Raw genomic sequence first — 15,859 nt, 5'->3', positions numbered from 1 at the left:
ATTTGCTTCGTAGTCGACAAGTTCCCCTCATTGTCCGAAACCTTTGTTCTCGACCAGATAGCCGGATGCCTTGAGCGCGGCATGGAAGTCGGCGTCGTCTGCAACGAGACGTCCTTCGGCAGGGACAGCAACATCGATGATCCGCGCTGGCAGGCGCTGCCAGGAAAGGTCATATGCTGGTGGGGTGGCCTGGGTCGCTATCGCCCGCTGCTCAGGAAGTGGTCCGGCAGGTTCTGGGACAAGCTCTCGACCGCCATCGACATTGCTCATGCCCGAAAACTGCAGGGCGCCGACGTCATCGTTGCCCATTTCGGCAACAACGGCATGCGCGTGGCCCGCGCCATCAAGCGCGGGAGGATTTCCGCTCCCCTGGTGACGATATTTCACGGCCGTGATGTCGGCGAACCGCTGCATGACAATACGCTCGCGCGCTACAAGATTGTGTTCGAAAAGGGCGTTCTTCAACTGCCGGTGAATGCGTTTTTCCGCGATGCCTTGATTGAGGTCGGTGCATCGCCGGAGCAGGTTGTGGTTCACCATATGGGGGTGCGGCCGAGTGACATCGACTATCGGTGGCGTTCATGGGAGCAGGCTACGCTCTCTTTCATCTCGGTCTGCCGCCTGACTGAAAAGAAGGGCATCGAATATGCGCTTCGCGCGCTTGCTGGCCTGCCGCGGCGAGACTGGATCTACTCGGTGATCGGCGGCGGAGAACTTCTCGAGCAGCTGAAGGGGATCGCCGCAGAGCTCGGCATTGCCGACAGGGTGAATTTTCTTGGGCCCCGGCCGCACAGCGAAGTCAAACAGCGTCTGCGCGATGCGCATGTATTCCTGCTGCCCAGCGTCGGCGCCCGCGATGGCGATCTGGAAGGCATTCCGGTTTCGCTGATGGAAGCGATGGCCGCCGGCCTGACGGTGGTCAGCACATATCATTCCGGGATCCCTGAACTGATCGACGATCACAAGACGGGTTTTCTCGTGGCTGAGCGGGACGTTGCGGCGCTGACCGGAAAGCTTGCCTGGATCGCCGAGAATCCGAAGCCGTGTGAAGAGATCGCTCTCGCGGCGCGCAAGAAGATCGAGGCCGAGTTCAACTCCGATCTGCTGAACCAACATTTCGTGGAAATCGCCATGCGGCTTGGCGAAACGAGGTCGCTTGCATGAACGCCAATCCGCCCCCCCAGTTCGGTCGTGTCGCCCTGCGCGGCGGGCTGGTAACCATCGGCGCCCAGGGCTTCAAGATGGCGATCCAGTTTCTCTCCGTCATCGTGCTGGCCCGTCTGCTCGTCCCCGAGGATTTCGGTCTGGTGGCTTCCGTCGGGCCGATCGTCGCCTTCGTCGGGCTGCTTCAGAATCTGGGCCTGCAGCAGGCTGTGGTTCAGCGCAAGGACATCAGCAACCAGCAGCTCAACCAGGTGTTCTGGATCAGCGCGCTCGTCGGGCTGGGTAGTGCCGTGGTAGTGGCCGGCCTGGCGCCTGCCATCGCCGCGTTCTATGGCGATCAACGTATGTCCGGCATCACCCTTGGCTCTGCCCTGCCGCTGCTTCTCGGCAGTCTCGCCGCAGTGCCGCTGGCGTTGATGAACCGGCACCTGCAGTTCGGCCAGCTCGCACTGAACGATGTGATAAGCGCCGCCGCCGGACTGCTGGCCGCCGCGATCGCGGCCTATGCGGGGTTGGGCTACTGGTCGCTGGTCATCGGCCCGGCGGTTTCGGCAGCTATCGCCCTGGCTGCCGCCTGGCTGGTGGCGCGTTGGACGCCTTTGCGGCCGGACCTGAAGGTCGATGCCGATATATTGTCGTTCGGCGCCAACCTGACCGGCTTCAACCTCGCCAACTTCTTCTCGCGCAATCTCGACAACATTCTCATCGGAAAATATTCCGGTGCGATCGAACTCGGCTATTACGACCGCGCCTACAAGCTCCTGTTGTTCCCGCTGCAGAACATCAACCAGCCGCTGACACGGGTCATGGTGCCGCTGCTCAGCCGCATTCACGATGACAAGGCCCGCTTTCGCGATATCTATGTGCGCACCAACTGGATGCTGGCGGCCGTTACCATGCCGGGCATCGCGGCGCTGACGCTGACCTCTAATCAGATCGTCGGACTTCTCTTCGGCGCGGGCTGGGCACCGGTCGCACCGATCTTTGCCTGGCTGGGCATCGCCAGCCTGGTCCAGTCCGTTTCAAGCACGACGGGATGGATATTCATCTGTCAGGGCAAGACGAAGACCATGTTCCATTGGGGCATCTATTCGTCGCTGACGACCGTCGCTGCCTTCGTCGTCGGCCTGCACTGGGGCGCCGTCGGCGTTGCCGCGGCCTATGCCATCAGCGGTTACGTGCTGCGCGTTCCCGTGCTGGCGCTACTGGTCCATCGCGTCGGTCCGGTGACCGCCGCCGACTTCCTGCTCATGCAGGGGCTTTTCATCGCCTCGTCCCTGCTTGCCTGGTTCCTGTACCTGTGGTTGCCGGCGTCTCTAACGGGCCAGTCAGACCTGCTCGCGGTCTTTTTGGCGCTTGCCCTCAACTACGGCATCGGTCTCGTTTTCATGCTTGCCGTCCCGCAGTCGCGACGCGCCTTGTTCACCACCCTGTCCAACGCCGCGCGCAATATCCGCTGAGCGGCCGGCGATCAGCGGCGCCAGCAGGTTTGTGGCCGACATTGCCGAAGCATGTTCTTCGAGCACGGCCTGAAGGCTTGTCTTGCGATATCGGTCGAGATTTCCCGCAAACCGGCCGAGCTTTTCGCGCGCCTCTTCGGGCGTCACGGTGTCGATGTCGAGCAGCACATCGTCGACACCGATTCGCTTGGCCACTTCCTTGGTTTTGAACTCGTAGGCGATCGGCAGCACCGGCGTGCCGACGCAAAGCGACATGATCATCATATGCATGCGCGTCGCGACGACGAAGTCGAAGCCCTTCACCAGCCCCATCAACTGGTCCGGCGTGTGGAACGAAGCGTCCACTGTCACGTGGCTGGCGATCTCAGGATCGAGCTCGGCAACGATGGCCTGTGCGGTCTTGGAATCGTCATGGGCATATTCCGGCACGCCCTGACACGTGGAGACGAAGGTCACCTCCTTGCCAAGGTCCCTGACAAGAATTGTGGCGATCTCGCGGATCGAATCCAGATAGCGGCGCATGCCGCCCTCACCGTCGCTGACGTAGTTCCAGTGGCGGACCGAAATAGCGACGCGGCCCGTCGACGCCGGCGGCTGGCTGGAAGCGAGACGCTTGCCGATCCTGTCGGTATCGGCCAAGGCGAATACGGCATCGGCCACCACGTGGCACTTTCCGAGATCCTTCACCAAGTCCCGGATATGGGTCCGCGACCGTTCGTCGCGCAACAGGATGAGCGGACTGCGGTCAAAGATCGGGCCGAGCTCCTGGCGGTTGTAACTTTTGTCGAACGGACCGAGGGATTGCGTGAAGAAGACCGGATCTTTGCCAAATACGGCATCGAGCCTGAACTGATTGAGGCGTCGTTCGAGATTGTAGTTCTCGACGAGATAGGTTCCCCCTGTGGTGACCACCATGTCCGCGTCGGCGTAGATATCGAGACCGCGCCGGTCGCGATGGCTGAAAAAATTGCCTAGCGCGCTGCTGCCAAACCAGCGCAGGGCCTGGAGAACGAGCCGATTGTAGATCGGCTTGAACCGGTCCCTCAGCCCGCTGCCATTCTTGTATCGGAACAGGGATTCCGACAGCAGCTTATGAAATTCGAGGTCGGGATAATCCGTCTTCGGATAGAGTCGTTCCGCAACCTCGGGCTGGCTGTCGAAGACGGCAAACCGCACGTCGCCTTGCACGATCGTCCTGAGAATGTGGCGGATCGCCAGCAGAATCGCCGCATCCCCGGTATTCAGGCAGACTGTGTTTTCAACGACGATCTTCATGGGATACCTCATTTCGTCAGCAGATTCCGCGGCGGGGCCTGCGGTGCCTAGGACGGGCATGGTGACCGAAAATACCCACGCCAGGACGATCCCGATGCGGCTCGCGTCACAATTCATCGCTGCATCGGGCTGGGTGACCAGTCAGAGCGGCGCTCAAGCCCGACGGAGGGTAACGCATCAATTTTGCAGTGCAACAAAAAACGTGCACTTATGCTACGGCGCACCAAAAATGTTGCGATGCAGCAAAAGCTGGGTTAGCATTCCCGTGGGTGGGCCAACAGCGGTCGAGTTTTCATGCTGCATGTCTTGTACCTTGTGCACGATGTTTCCGACCCGGCGGTGCGCCGGCGGATCATAATGCTCAAGGCAGGCGGCGCGCGGGTCACGTTGGCCGGCTTCCGTCGGACCACAAATGCTGTTCCCGACGTCGAGGGGCTGCAGCCGGTCGACCTCGGCGCGACGCGTGACGGCCGATTCGGCCAGCGTCTGGCGGCGGTCGCCAAGGCGGCGCTGTCGATAGGCTCGAAGCTTGCGGCGATGCCGAAGCCCGACCTCATCATCGCGCGCAATCTGGAAATGCTGGCGCTGGCCAGGCGCGCCAAGGCCGCCTTTCGCGGCGGCGTGCCGATCGTCTACGAATGCCTCGACATTCATCGCCTGGTGCTGCGCAATGACATGCTGGGCAAAGCGCTGCGCACAGCGGAGCGTTATCTCGCCCGCGACGTGAAGCTTCTGGTGACGAGCTCACCGGCCTTCATCGCCAATTATTTCAAGCCGTTCGGGCAGGTCGCCGCACCGGTGGAACTGGTCGAAAACAAATACTTCGAAACCGCGCCGATCGCCTTGGATGACAGGTCAACGGCCGAAAACCCTGCAGCACCCCCGTGGCGCATCGGCTGGTTCGGCGCGCTGCGCTGCCGCCGCTCGCTGGAGCTGCTGGCCGACTTCACGCGCCGTCAGGGCGGGCGCTTCGAGGTCGTCCTCCGGGGCCGTCCGGCACTCTCGGAATTCCCGGATTTCCACGCTTTTGTCGAGGCCGAACCCTATCTCTCCTTTCGTGGCCCCTACCGCAACCCGGAAGACATGGCCGCGATCTACGGCGAAGTGCATTTTTCCTGGGCGATCGATTTCTTCGAGGAAGGGCAGAATTCGGAATGGCTGCTGCCCAACCGCCTCTATGAGGGCTGCCGCTTCGGCGCCGTACCGATCTCGATGGGCAATACCGAGACCGGGCGCTTTCTCAACCAGCAGGACGTTGGCGTCCTGCTTTCCGATGCCACGCCCGAAATCCTGGAAACCGCGCTCGGCCGCATGGACCAGGAGCACTTCGGCAAGGCCAAGGCGCGTGTGCTGGCCCGCAACCCACGAACCTGGAGTTACGACCGCAGCGACTGCCGCGCCTTTGTCGACAGGCTGCGCGGCCTTGCGGTTGCCCCTGGTTCGTTCGCCACCGAGGCACTGGCCTGAAGGATGACCAATGACAAAAGTGCAGTTCATGGAAAGGCGCCGATGACGCAAACCGAAGCGCTGCCGCCAAGCCTGATCGTCATTCCGTGCCTGAATGAGGCAGCCCATATCGGCGCGTTGCTCGAGCAGCTCAGGCCGGCAGCGCTAAGGCTCGGCGCCCGCATCGTCGTTGCCGATGGCGGCAGCACCGATGGTACTTTGGCCATTGCCGAAGCGGTTGCGGCCAAGGACCCTCAGGTCGTCCTCCTGAACAACCCAAAACGTATCCAGAGCGCGGCGATCAATCTCGCCGTCGCCAGCCTCGGTGACGGCGCCGAATACCTGATCCGCATCGATGCCCATGGCGGCTATCCCGCCGATTATTGCGACCGGCTGGTCGAGGAGGCGCTCGCCACTTCAGCCGATTCGGTCGTCGTCTCGATGCTGACCAGCGGCAGCGGCGCGGTGCAGAAAGCGGTCGCGGCGGCGCAGAATTCCAAGCTCGGCACCGGCGGCTCCAAGCACCGGCACCTTTCCGCCGGCGAATGGGTGGACCATGGCCATCACGCGCTGATCCGGATCTCGGCCTTCACCGCGGTCGGCGGCTATGACGAGACCTTCAGCCACAATGAGGATGCCGAACTCGACTACCGCCTGCGCCGGGCAGGCTACCGCATCTGGATGAGCGGCAAGACGCAGATGGTCTACTATCCGCGTTCGTCGCTGAAGGGCCTGTATTTCCAATATCTCGGCTATGGCCGCGGCCGCGCCAAGAATGTGCTCAAGCACCGCATGATCCCGAAAGTTCGGCAGATGATCCCGCTGCTGGTGGCGCCGGTCGTCCTTCTCGCGGTATTTTCCTTTATCCACTGGCTGGCGGCGGTGCCGCTGCTGGTCTGGGCTTCGGTCTGTCTGGGCTACGGCGCTGTGACCGCCATCAGCCAGCGCAATCCCAACAATGTGCTGGCGGGCATTTCGGCGATGGTCATGCATTTCGGCTGGTCGCTCGGGTTTTGGCTGCAACTGCTCGGCTCGCGATCGCAGCGCGGGGTGGCATGATGGTCGCCGACAGCCGCCGAATCGACATCTGCGTCTGCACGTTCCGGCGGCCGGAACTGGCCGACACGCTGCGGTCGCTCGCTGCCATGGATATGCCTGCCGGTTTCGGCATCGGCGTCATCGTCGCCGACAATGACGACGAGCCGACCGCCGAGCCGCTGGTGACCGCGCTGGCGAGCGAATTGAAGCTCGTGGCCCGCTACCGGCACGCCCCGGCGCGCAACATCTCGGTTGCCCGCAACGCCTGTCTTGATGCCAGCACGGCCGATTTTGTCGCCTTCATCGACGACGATGAAACCGCTTCCCGGCAATGGCTGGCCGAACTGATTGCTATCGCGGAGACAAGCGGCGCCGAGGCCGTGCTCGGTCCGGTGCGGGCGCTCTACCGCTCGGATGCGCCGGACTGGATGCGCAAGGGCGATTTCCATTCGACCTTGCCGGTCTGGGTGCAGGGCGAAATCCGCACCGGCTACACCTGCAACGTCCTTTTGAGGATGAGCGCCGACAGCTTGCGCGACCGTCGTTTCAGCCTGGCGCGCGGCCAGAGCGGCGGCGAGGACACCGAATTCTTCGACCGCATGGTCAAGGCAGGCGGTCGCATCGCCTTTGCGCCGGAGGCGTGGGTCGAGGAAGTCGTGCCGCGTTCGCGAGCCGCTTTCGACTGGCTGCGCCGCCGCCGCTTCCGCTTCGGCCAGACGCACGGCCACCTCATCGGCCATGACGCAGGCGTGATAGAGCGTGCGAAGGCTGTCGGCCTTGCCTCGGCCAAGGCCGTCTATTGCTTCGGCATGGCGGCGTTGACCGCGATTAGCCCGGTCCGCCGCAACCGCAGCGTGCTGCGCGGCATCATGCATGTCGGCGTCGTCAGCGGCCTCGTCGGTATCAGCGAAATTCGCCAATACGGACTGTCTTCCCCGCAGCAAGGAGGCAAGCGTGCAGCCTGACGTCTCCTTTGTCATCGCAGCCTACAATGCCGCGGCCACGCTCGACCGGGCGATCGCAAGCGCCATGGCCCAGCGCGATGTCAGCGTCGAAATCATCGTCGCCGATGACCAGTCGCGCGACAACACGCTCGACGTCGCAAGAGCCTATCCAAAAGATGTCGTCAAAGTGGTTGCGCTGCCGGCAAATCGTGGCCCTGGCGGCGCCAGGAATGCCGGCCTCGACCTCGCCACAGGCCGCTGGGTCGCGGTGCTCGATTCCGACGATGCCGTCCTGCCCGGGCGGCTCGCCGCCATGATCGCGCGAGCCGAAAGTGCGGGCGCTGTAATCGCCGTCGACAACCTCCAGGTGGTGCGCGAGGACGGCATTGCCGAAGCGACGATGTTTCCCGCCAAATATCTGGAGGGCCTGCGTGAAATCACGCTCGCCGACTACATCGCTGGCAACATCGTTTTCGAATCCACGTTCAACCTTGGCTATCTCAAGCCGATCTTCCAGCGCCGTTTCCTGATCGAAAACGGGCTTCGCTATGATGAAAGTCTGAGCATAGGCGAGGATTACATCCTGCTCGCCAACGCGCTGGCCAAGAGCGGAAAATGCGTCGTCGAGCCGACGACCGGCTATATCTACCACATCCGCACGGGCTCGATCTCGCGCGTGCTCGAGCTTCACCATATCGAGGCGATGCGCAAGGCCGACGCGGTCTTCGCCGAGACCAATTCCATGGACGCTGCTGCTGCGGCCGCCTTCGCCAAACGCGCCCGCAGCCTGCGCAAGGCGGCATCGTTCCTGTCGCTGGTCCAGCACATCAAGGCGCGTTCGCCGTTGAAAGCGATACGCACCGCGCTAAGTGATCCGGCGGCTGTCAGGCACATGTCGATGCCGATCGCCGTCCGCCTCAAAAGGGTGGCGGCGCAGTTTGCCGTCGGCGCGGAGAGGTAAGGAGGGCGAGTACATGAAGACGTTTGTTCGTGGCCTGCAACAGGCTGAAATCGATCTGCTCAGAAGGAATTTGCGATGAAGAAAATCAGGAAGGCAGTCATCCCTGTGGCGGGGCTTGGAACACGGTTCCTGCCGGCAACCAAGTCGATTCCGAAGGAGATGCTGCCCGTGGTCGACCGGCCGGTCGTCCAATATGCGGTGGACGAGGCCTTCGAAGCCGGCATCGAGCACATCGTGTTCGTCACCGGCCGCAACAAGGCTGTCATCGAGGACTACTTCGACCTGCACCCCGAACTGATTGGAACGCTCGAACAAACCGGCAAGAAGACCCAGCTGGAGGCGCTCGAAAGCATGCTGCCCGTGGCCGGCGCCACCAGCTTCATCCGCCAGCAGTCGCCACATGGTCTCGGCCATGCGGTGTGGTGCGCACGCGAAGTCATCGGCGACGAGCCCTTCGCCCTGCTGCTCCCCGATATGGTGTCGTTCGGTCGCCGAGGTTGCCTGGCTGAAACAGTCGATCTCTATCAGCAGACCGGCGGCAATGTGATCGCCGTCGAGCGCTGTGATCCCAGCGAGACCAGCAAATACGGCATCGTCGGGCGCGGCGCCGAGACAGGCAGCGGCTTCGAGGTCACGGCCATGGTCGAAAAGCCGGCGCCGGCCAATGCGCCGTCGAACTATTACATCAACGGCCGCTACATCCTGCAGCCCGAGATCTTCTCGCTGCTGGGCAACCAGCAGCGCGGCGCCGGCAACGAAATCCAGCTTACCGATGCCATGGTGCGGCTGGCGAAAAGCCAGTCTTTCTTTGCCCAGCCTTTCAATGGCCGCATGTTCGACTGCGGCTCCAAGGAAGGCTTCATAGAGGCGACCATCGCCTTCGCGCTGGCGCGCGACGACATGAAGGGACCTGTGCTGGAAATGCTGCAGGCGTTCGTGCGGTCGCATGAGCGTCAGGAAGTGGCCGCATAATGCCCATCTTTCGAGGGCATATGCGTTTGGACGATGGCGCGGCTCGTGCCTGCACGCCAGGCCGCTCAGGCCCGGCGCCAGATGGCATGAAGCTTGCGTTGCATATCTTGCCCCCGATCTCCGCAGCTCCGGGCGAGGTGCCCCGTCTCGCTCCGGCGCCTGTAACCTAGAATTGGATCGAAGATGAATTATGCCAGCTTTCCTCTCGACAAGAGGATGCCGTTGCCCAACCCCGATCAGGAAAAGGGTGAAGACTTCATCGACGTCGAGCGCCTGCTTGGCATGGCGGCGCGTCAGGTCAAGGTGGTGGCAGTCTGCGCCATCATTGGCCTGTTCCTGGGGTTGCTCTATCTGCAGACCACGCCCAAGCAATACATGTCGGTCGCCAGCGTGCTGATCGACGAAGGCCTGAACAAGGTCATCGACGACATCTCGGCTGCATCCGTCACCATGCAGACCGACGCCGCCCTGCTCAGCCAGATCGAAATCATCACCTCGGCGCGGCTGGCCTCGGTGGTGGTCGACAAGCTGAAACTCGACCAGAACGCAGAGTTCATGAACCCGCCGCAATCGGCGCTGGTCAAGGGCATCGGCTTCGTGCGCGGCGTGATCGGCTATTTCCGCTCAAGTTCCGCCGAGCAGATTCCCGGCATGGAAAACGTCGATGAGGCGACACGCCAGGCCATGATGCAGACGGCGCGCCACGACTATGCCGTGCTGAAGCTGCAGAGCGAGGTGCTGGCGCAGCGCAACGGCCGCTCCTATGTGCTCGCCATCGGTTACCAGTCGACCAATCCGGCGCTCGCCACCGCCATCACCAAGGCCTATGCCGACGCCTATCTCGCCGACCAGCTCAACGCCAGTTTCGACGCCACCGAACGCGCTGCGGTCTGGCTGCAGGGCCGGCTGACCGAGCTTCGTCAGAACTCACAGGCGGCCGCTATGGCGGTCGAGAAATTCAGGGCCGAGCATGGTCTGGCCGCCAACAGCGACGGCCAGCTGATCAGCGACAAACAGATTGCCGATCTCACCGCGCAACTGATCGTCGCGCAGGCCGATACGGCGCGCGCCAGCGCCCGCTACCAGCAATACAAGACCATCGTCGAAAGCGGCTCGGACAATGCCTTCAACGATTCCGCCATCTCAAGCGATCAGCCGGCAAGCTCGGTCATTGCAACGCTCAAGACCCGCTATCTCACAGTGGCCAAGCGGCTGCAGGATGTGACGGCCAATTTCGGCGCCGACCATCCGCAGGCGGTGGCGCTGGCCAAGGAAAAGGCCGATCTGTCGACCCAGATTTTCGGCGAGTTGAAGCAACTGACCGAAAGCTATCGCAATGAATATGAAGTCGCGCTTTCACGCGAGACCTCACTGAGGCAGAAGATCGCCGACGCGGCCGGCAAGAGCTCCATCGACAACCAGAGCCAGGTCAAACTGCGCGAACTCGACCAGCAGGCGCAGGCGCTGACCACGCTCTACCAGACCTTCCTTAGCCGCTACGAGGAGGCCTCGCAGCAGCAATCCTTCCCGGTCGGCAAGGTCCGCATCATCTCGGATGCCTCAACGCCGCTTTCCGCCTCAAGCCCGCGCACCTCCAGGGTGCTGGCGCTGTCGCTGGTGCTTGGCGTGCTGCTTGGCGCCGGCTTCGGTGGCCTGAATGAGTTCAACGAGCGCTTCTTCAGGACCGGCGAGGACATTCGCGATCGCGTCGGCCTCAAATTCCTCGGCTATTTGCCGATGATCGGCGGCAGGCTCGGCAAGGACGCCGACGGCGGTGCGGCGGATGCCAAAGGCGCCAACACATTGTCGGCGGCCGAGAAACGGGCGCGCATGCGGGTCAGCGTCGATGCGCCGGCATCGATGTTCTCCGAAACGCTGCGCAACGCCAAGATCGCCTTCGACGTCGTCATGGAAGGGCAAGGCAGCCGGGTCATAGGCGTGGTCTCGGTCCTGCCCGGCGAGGGCAAGTCTACGGTCGCCGCCAATCTCGCCGGATTGCTGGCCGCCAACGGCTCGAAGACGCTTTTGATCGATGCAGATCTGCGCAATCCTGGCCTCAGCCGCAACCTCGGCATGGAGGCCGAGCAGGGATTGATGGAAGCCGTGGTCAACGGCCAGACCTGGCAGTCGGTCGGCAAGGTCGACCGCCAGACCAAGCTGGCGATCATCCCGGCCGTGCTGCGTGGCCAGTTCTCGCATACGAGCGAGCTGCTGTCATCGGCCGGCATGCGGCGCTTCATCGACAACGCCAAGGAGACGTTCGAGTACATCATCGTCGACCTGCCGCCGCTCGGCCCCGTGGTCGACGCCAAGGCGTTTGCGCCGCTGGTCGACGGCTTCGTGCTGGTTGCCGAATGGGGCCGCACGCCGCGCGCCATGGTGCGCTCGCTGCTGGAGCAGGAACCCTACGTCGCAAGCAAGGTCGTCGGCGCCGTGCTCAACAAGGTCGATCTGAAGAAGCTGCCGAAATACGGCTCGCTCGGCGGCTCGGAAAAGTTCTTCGACCGCTATTCGACCTACTATCTGGAGAAATCGGACGTGCGGGCCAAGACCGCCGCCTGAACGGAGCGCGATCCTGAAAAGGAGCGTGATCCGGAAAAGCGGATCCGGTTTTCGGAAAGGATCACGCTCAAACGAAGAAGCACGGCAGGTCAGGAAAAGATCAGCTTGCCGAATTTACCCGCGATCCTGAGCGCTGTCAGCCGGCCGCTTTGAAAGGCGCCGGTGTCGATGCCGAGCCTTCGCCCGTCAAGCTTGGGGATATCGACCGGCGTGTGCCCATGCACCACAAAGCGGTCGAGCAGATGGGCGGCGTTGAAGAACTCGTCGCGGATGTTGAGCAGGTCCTGCTCATCCTGTGCGACCAGGTCGATACCCGGCCTGATGCCGGCATGGACGAAAACGAATTTATCCGAACAGAGCAGCACCGGCAGGCTGCGCAGAAAGTCGATATGGCTGGCCGGAATGACTTCCTTCACGCGCCGGTCGACCTCGTCGCTCGAGGCATAGAGGCTGGCAAGCCGCGCCGGATCGACCCCATAGGAAAACAGCGTCTCGCGGCCGCCGACCGCCAGCCAGCGGTCCCGCGACAGATATCCGTCGAGATAGTTCAGCATCGCCACTTCGTGGTTTCCCGCCAGGCAGACGCGCAGGAACCCTGTTGGCGGTAGCGCCAAGACATGGTCGAGCACGCGCGCCGATTGCGGCCCGCGATCGATATAGTCGCCGAGCATGACGATAATCTTGCGGCCGCGAAATTGCAGCGCGTCGAGCTGGATCTTCTGCTCCAGCGACAGCAATTCCTTGTAGCAGCCATGCACGTCGCCGATCGCGTAGACGACGGTGTCGTCCATATCCATTTCCAGGCGCTCGCGCGGCGCCGGCCGGGGAGGTCTGGACCGCTGAAACAACGCCACTGGGGCCGTCAGACCCCGATGCCGCGGCCTTTGAGCGCCGCGGTGATCTCGTCAAGAATGGCGGGATCGTCGATGGTCGCCGGCATCGTCCATTCTTCCTTGTCGGCGATCTTCTGGATGGTGCCGCGCAGGATCTTGCCGGAGCGCGTCTTGGGCAGGCGCTTGATCGTCACCACGGTCTTGAAGGCGGCGACCGGGCCGATCCGTTCGCGCACCAGCCCCACGACCTCGGCTTCAATGGCATCGATATCGCGGGCGACGCCGGCGTTAAGCACGACGAAGCCGAGCGGTATCTGGCCCTTCATCTGATCGGCGATGCCGATGACGGCGCATTCGGCGACATCGGGATGCGCTGAAAGCACCTCCTCCATGGCCCCGGTCGACAGCCGGTGTCCGGCGACATTGATGATGTCGTCTGTGCGCGCCATGACATAGAGGTAGCCGTCCTCGTCGATCATGCCGGCATCGGCCGTCTTGTAGAAGCCGGGAAATTCCTCGAGATAGGCTCGCCGGAAACGCTCGTCGGCATTCCACAGCGTCGGCAGGCAGCCGGCCGGCAGCGGCAGTTTCACCACCACATTGCCAAGCGTGCCGCGCGGCACTTCATGGCCGGCATCGTCGAGCACGCGAATGTCGTAGCCCGGCATCGGCACGCCGGGCGAGCCGTATTTCACCGGCAGCAGGCCGAGGCCCGCCGGGTTGATGGTCATCGGCGAGCCGGTCTCGGTCTGCCACCAATGATCGACCACCGGCACGTTGAGTTTCTGCTCCGCCCATTTGATGGTTTCCGGGTCTGCGCGTTCGCCGGCCAGGAACAGAGTGCGGAATTTCGACAGATCGTATTTCGGCACGAATTCGCCCTTGGGGTCCTGCCCCTTGATGGCGCGGAAGGCCGTCGGCGCGGTGAACAGCGCGACCACGCCGTGTTCTGCGATCACCCGCCAATAGGTGCCGGCGTCGGGTGTGCCGATCGGCTTGCCCTCGAACAGCACGCTTGTCGCACCATGCAGCAGCGGTCCGTAAACGATGTAGGAATGGCCGACCACCCAGCCGACATCGGAGGCCGCCCAGAATACTTCGCCCGGTCTGACGCCGAACTCGTTTTCCATCGTCCATTTGAGCGCGACCATGTGGCCGCCATTGTCGCGCACGATGCCCTTAGGCTGGCCGGTCGTGCCGGAGGTGTAGATGATGTAGAGCGGGTCGGTGGCGAGCACCGGAACGCAATCGACGTTGGCGCCCGCGGCGCGCTCGCGGGCAACGGCGTCGGCAAAATCGATATCGTAATGCTCCCTCAGATCGCAGCGCAGCTGGTCGCGCTGCAGGATCAGGCAGGCGTCCGGCTTGTGGCGGGACATTTCGATCGCCTTGTCGAGCAGCGGCTTGTAGGCCACGACACGTCCAGGCTCCAGGCCGCAGGACGCGGAGATGACCAGCTTCGGCTTGGCGTCGTCGATGCGGGTGGCGAGCTCGTGCGAGGCAAAGCCGCCGAACACCACCGAATGCACCGCGCCGATGCGGGCACAGGCAAGCATCGCGACCGCCGCTTCGGCCACCATCGGCATGTAGATGATGACGCGGTCGCCTTTGTGAATGCCGCGGTTCTTGAGCACCGAAGTCAGCGCTACCACTTCGCGCTTCAATTCGGCATAGGTGAATTTCTTGACCGTGCCGGTGATCGCGCTGTCGTAGATAAGTGCGATCTGGTCGGCGCGGCCGCTTGCGACATGGCGATCGAGAGCGTTGAAGCAGGTGTTGCAGCTGGCGCCGTTGAACCAGCGCCCGTAAACGCCCGCCTTGGCATCGAAGACGCTGGTCCACGGCGAATACCAGTCGATCGCCTCGGCGGCAGCGGCCCAGAATTGTTCCGGGTCGCGTTTCCAGCCGTCATAGACCTCGTGGTAGCGTGACGCCATTCATCCCTCCTCGGGAAAACTCTCTATCTTGCAATAGCCTATGCGGGTTTTCCCGGCCACGTCTTTCCCCAAATGCCATGTCTTTCCCGAAATTTGGGGCTTGGCCGATCTCGCCTTGGCCATAAATTGCAGGCACCATGGCCGGGTTTGAAATCGGGGCAGGGCGCGCAATGACGGTACGATACGGGGTTGGATCTGCCGTTGGAGCAGCGCTGCTGTTGACGATCGTTTCCGCCGCCCAGGCTGGCGATGCCGCCGCGCGGCGCATCATCGGCTTTTCCCCCGACGGCAAATATTTCGCCTTCGAGCAATATGGCGAGCTCGACGCTGCCGTTTCCGGCTGGTCGCAGATCGACATCATCGACACAAGCACAGACGAGTTCGTCGGCGGCAAGCCGATCCTTGTCCTCGATGAATCGGAAGAGGCGACCACGACGGTGGAGCAGGCACGGGCGCAGGCCGCAAAGCAGGCCGCGCCAATCCTGGCCAAATACGGCATCGCCGAGCGCGGCACGCGCACGGCCTCCGACAGGTTCACCTTCCCGGACGACACGGTCGAGTACAACGACATTTCCCGCCTCGAGCAAGCCGCGCAGAAATGGCTGTCGCCGTTCTATGGCGAAACACAGATTTCGACCATCCAGCTCGATGAGATTTTGGCCGACAGCAAGACGGACTGCTCGGCAAGCTTCGATGACGCCAAGCCAAGCGACCAGGCTCTTCCGAGCGACAAGACACTTCAGGGCGAAAAGAAACTTCAAGGCGCCAAGACGGGCAAGGCGCGCGGCTTCCGCCTGTCGCTGCAGGGGCAGGACGGCAAGCCGTTCAAGGTGCTGCACGAGGACAAGGCCGTGCCGGGCTCGCGCAACTGCCCGACTTCCTACAGCCTGTCGGAATCCTACGAATACACCCCGCCCGGCAGGCCGGCGGTAGTGGCGGTGCTGGTGCAGCGCTTCAGCCAGGGCTTCGAAGGACGCGACCGCCGCTTCATCGCCGTAACCGGCCATGCACGCTAAGCCGCGGCCCGTCTTGTGGCAGGCAGAAAAAGCTCATGCGCCCGGAGAAAGCAGGGCGTTCGTGTCGGATATCAGTCTTAAAGCGGCAAGGCCGCCAGCATCAGCCCGACGCCACCCGCAATCAATATGGCGGCTGCCAACGCTTTTCGATGACGTTCGAACGCGGTCGGCGCCCGCTCCCAGTTGTAACGCATACCCAATGCTCTCCCAAAACCCCGCGACTCCATAGCTTACTTTAGGTAAGAAAAGCA

General features: G+C 62.8%; 11 protein-coding genes and 1 pseudogene. 9 read left to right on the top strand and 3 right to left on the bottom strand.

What is annotated here, in order from left to right; translation table 11 throughout:
* Positions 1 to 81: 81 nt before the first annotated feature.
* A complete protein-coding gene (locus NLY42_RS04525; RefSeq protein ID WP_245263586.1) occupies positions 82 to 1,164 on the top strand; it encodes a glycosyltransferase in 1,083 nt (360 codons plus the stop codon).
* Positions 1,161 to 2,624, top strand: coding sequence for a lipopolysaccharide biosynthesis protein (locus NLY42_RS04520; RefSeq protein ID WP_023684224.1), 1,464 nt, complete (start codon positions 1,161 to 1,163; stop codon positions 2,622 to 2,624). The genes NLY42_RS04525 and NLY42_RS04520 overlap by 4 nt, the downstream gene beginning before the upstream one ends.
* A 273-nt stretch (positions 2,625 to 2,897) precedes the next feature.
* On the opposite strand, the pseudogene NLY42_RS04515 reads toward NLY42_RS04520, so the two are convergent.
* Positions 2,898 to 3,899, bottom strand: a pseudogene (locus tag NLY42_RS04515) (polysaccharide pyruvyl transferase family protein); the annotation flags it as partial.
* Positions 3,900 to 4,193: 294 nt separating this feature from the next.
* Here NLY42_RS04515 and NLY42_RS04510 point away from each other — a divergent pair.
* The 6 genes from NLY42_RS04510 (at position 4,194) to NLY42_RS04485 (ending at position 11,822) form a co-directional block, all read left to right on the top strand.
* Complete coding sequence (locus tag NLY42_RS04510) at positions 4,194 to 5,366, top strand: glycosyltransferase (RefSeq protein WP_023694196.1); 1,173 nt, start codon at positions 4,194 to 4,196, stop codon at positions 5,364 to 5,366.
* A 42-nt stretch (positions 5,367 to 5,408) separates the two neighbouring features.
* Positions 5,409 to 6,404 carry a glycosyltransferase family 2 protein gene (locus NLY42_RS04505; RefSeq protein WP_023694195.1) on the top strand — a complete coding sequence of 332 codons (996 nt, stop codon included), beginning with the start codon at positions 5,409 to 5,411 and terminating at the stop codon, positions 6,402 to 6,404.
* Positions 6,404 to 7,348, top strand: a complete 945-nt coding sequence (locus NLY42_RS04500; RefSeq protein WP_196814109.1) for a glycosyltransferase family 2 protein — start codon at positions 6,404 to 6,406, stop codon at positions 7,346 to 7,348. Before NLY42_RS04505 ends, NLY42_RS04500 begins: the two co-directional genes overlap by 1 nt.
* Complete coding sequence (locus tag NLY42_RS04495) at positions 7,338 to 8,288, top strand: glycosyltransferase family 2 protein (protein WP_023755602.1); 951 nt, start codon at positions 7,338 to 7,340, stop codon at positions 8,286 to 8,288. Before NLY42_RS04500 ends, NLY42_RS04495 begins: the two co-directional genes overlap by 11 nt.
* Positions 8,289 to 8,363: 75 nt before the next feature.
* Positions 8,364 to 9,260, top strand: coding sequence for a UTP--glucose-1-phosphate uridylyltransferase GalU (gene galU / locus NLY42_RS04490; protein ID WP_023668795.1), 897 nt, complete (start codon positions 8,364 to 8,366; stop codon positions 9,258 to 9,260).
* A gap of 183 nt (positions 9,261 to 9,443) precedes the next feature.
* Entirely contained in the window at positions 9,444 to 11,822 is a 2,379-nt protein-coding gene (locus NLY42_RS04485; RefSeq protein ID WP_023668794.1) for a polysaccharide biosynthesis tyrosine autokinase, read from the top strand.
* 89 nt (positions 11,823 to 11,911) lie between these two features.
* Here the strand turns inward: NLY42_RS04485 and NLY42_RS04480 are convergent, their stop codons facing one another.
* Positions 11,912 to 12,613 carry a metallophosphoesterase family protein gene (locus tag NLY42_RS04480; protein WP_245260639.1) on the bottom strand — a complete coding sequence of 234 codons (702 nt, stop codon included), beginning with the start codon at positions 12,611 to 12,613 and terminating at the stop codon, positions 11,912 to 11,914.
* A gap of 71 nt (positions 12,614 to 12,684) precedes the next feature.
* Positions 12,685 to 14,592 (bottom strand): propionyl-CoA synthetase, encoded by a 1,908-nt coding sequence (locus NLY42_RS04475; RefSeq protein ID WP_023755603.1) that lies wholly within the window; start codon positions 14,590 to 14,592, stop codon positions 12,685 to 12,687.
* Between the two features lie 218 nt (positions 14,593 to 14,810).
* On the opposite strand from NLY42_RS04475, the gene NLY42_RS04470 reads away from it, so the two are divergent.
* Positions 14,811 to 15,608 carry a DUF2259 domain-containing protein gene (locus NLY42_RS04470; protein WP_023689998.1) on the top strand — a complete coding sequence of 266 codons (798 nt, stop codon included), beginning with the start codon at positions 14,811 to 14,813 and terminating at the stop codon, positions 15,606 to 15,608.
* Positions 15,609 to 15,859: the final 251 nt, after the last annotated feature.

The sequence above is a fragment of the Mesorhizobium sp. C372A genome (assembly GCF_030323245.1).
GTDB lineage: Bacteria > Pseudomonadota > Alphaproteobacteria > Rhizobiales > Rhizobiaceae > Mesorhizobium.
Note: the sequence above shows the minus strand (reverse complement) of the source record. Positions and strands in the feature narration are given on the sequence as shown.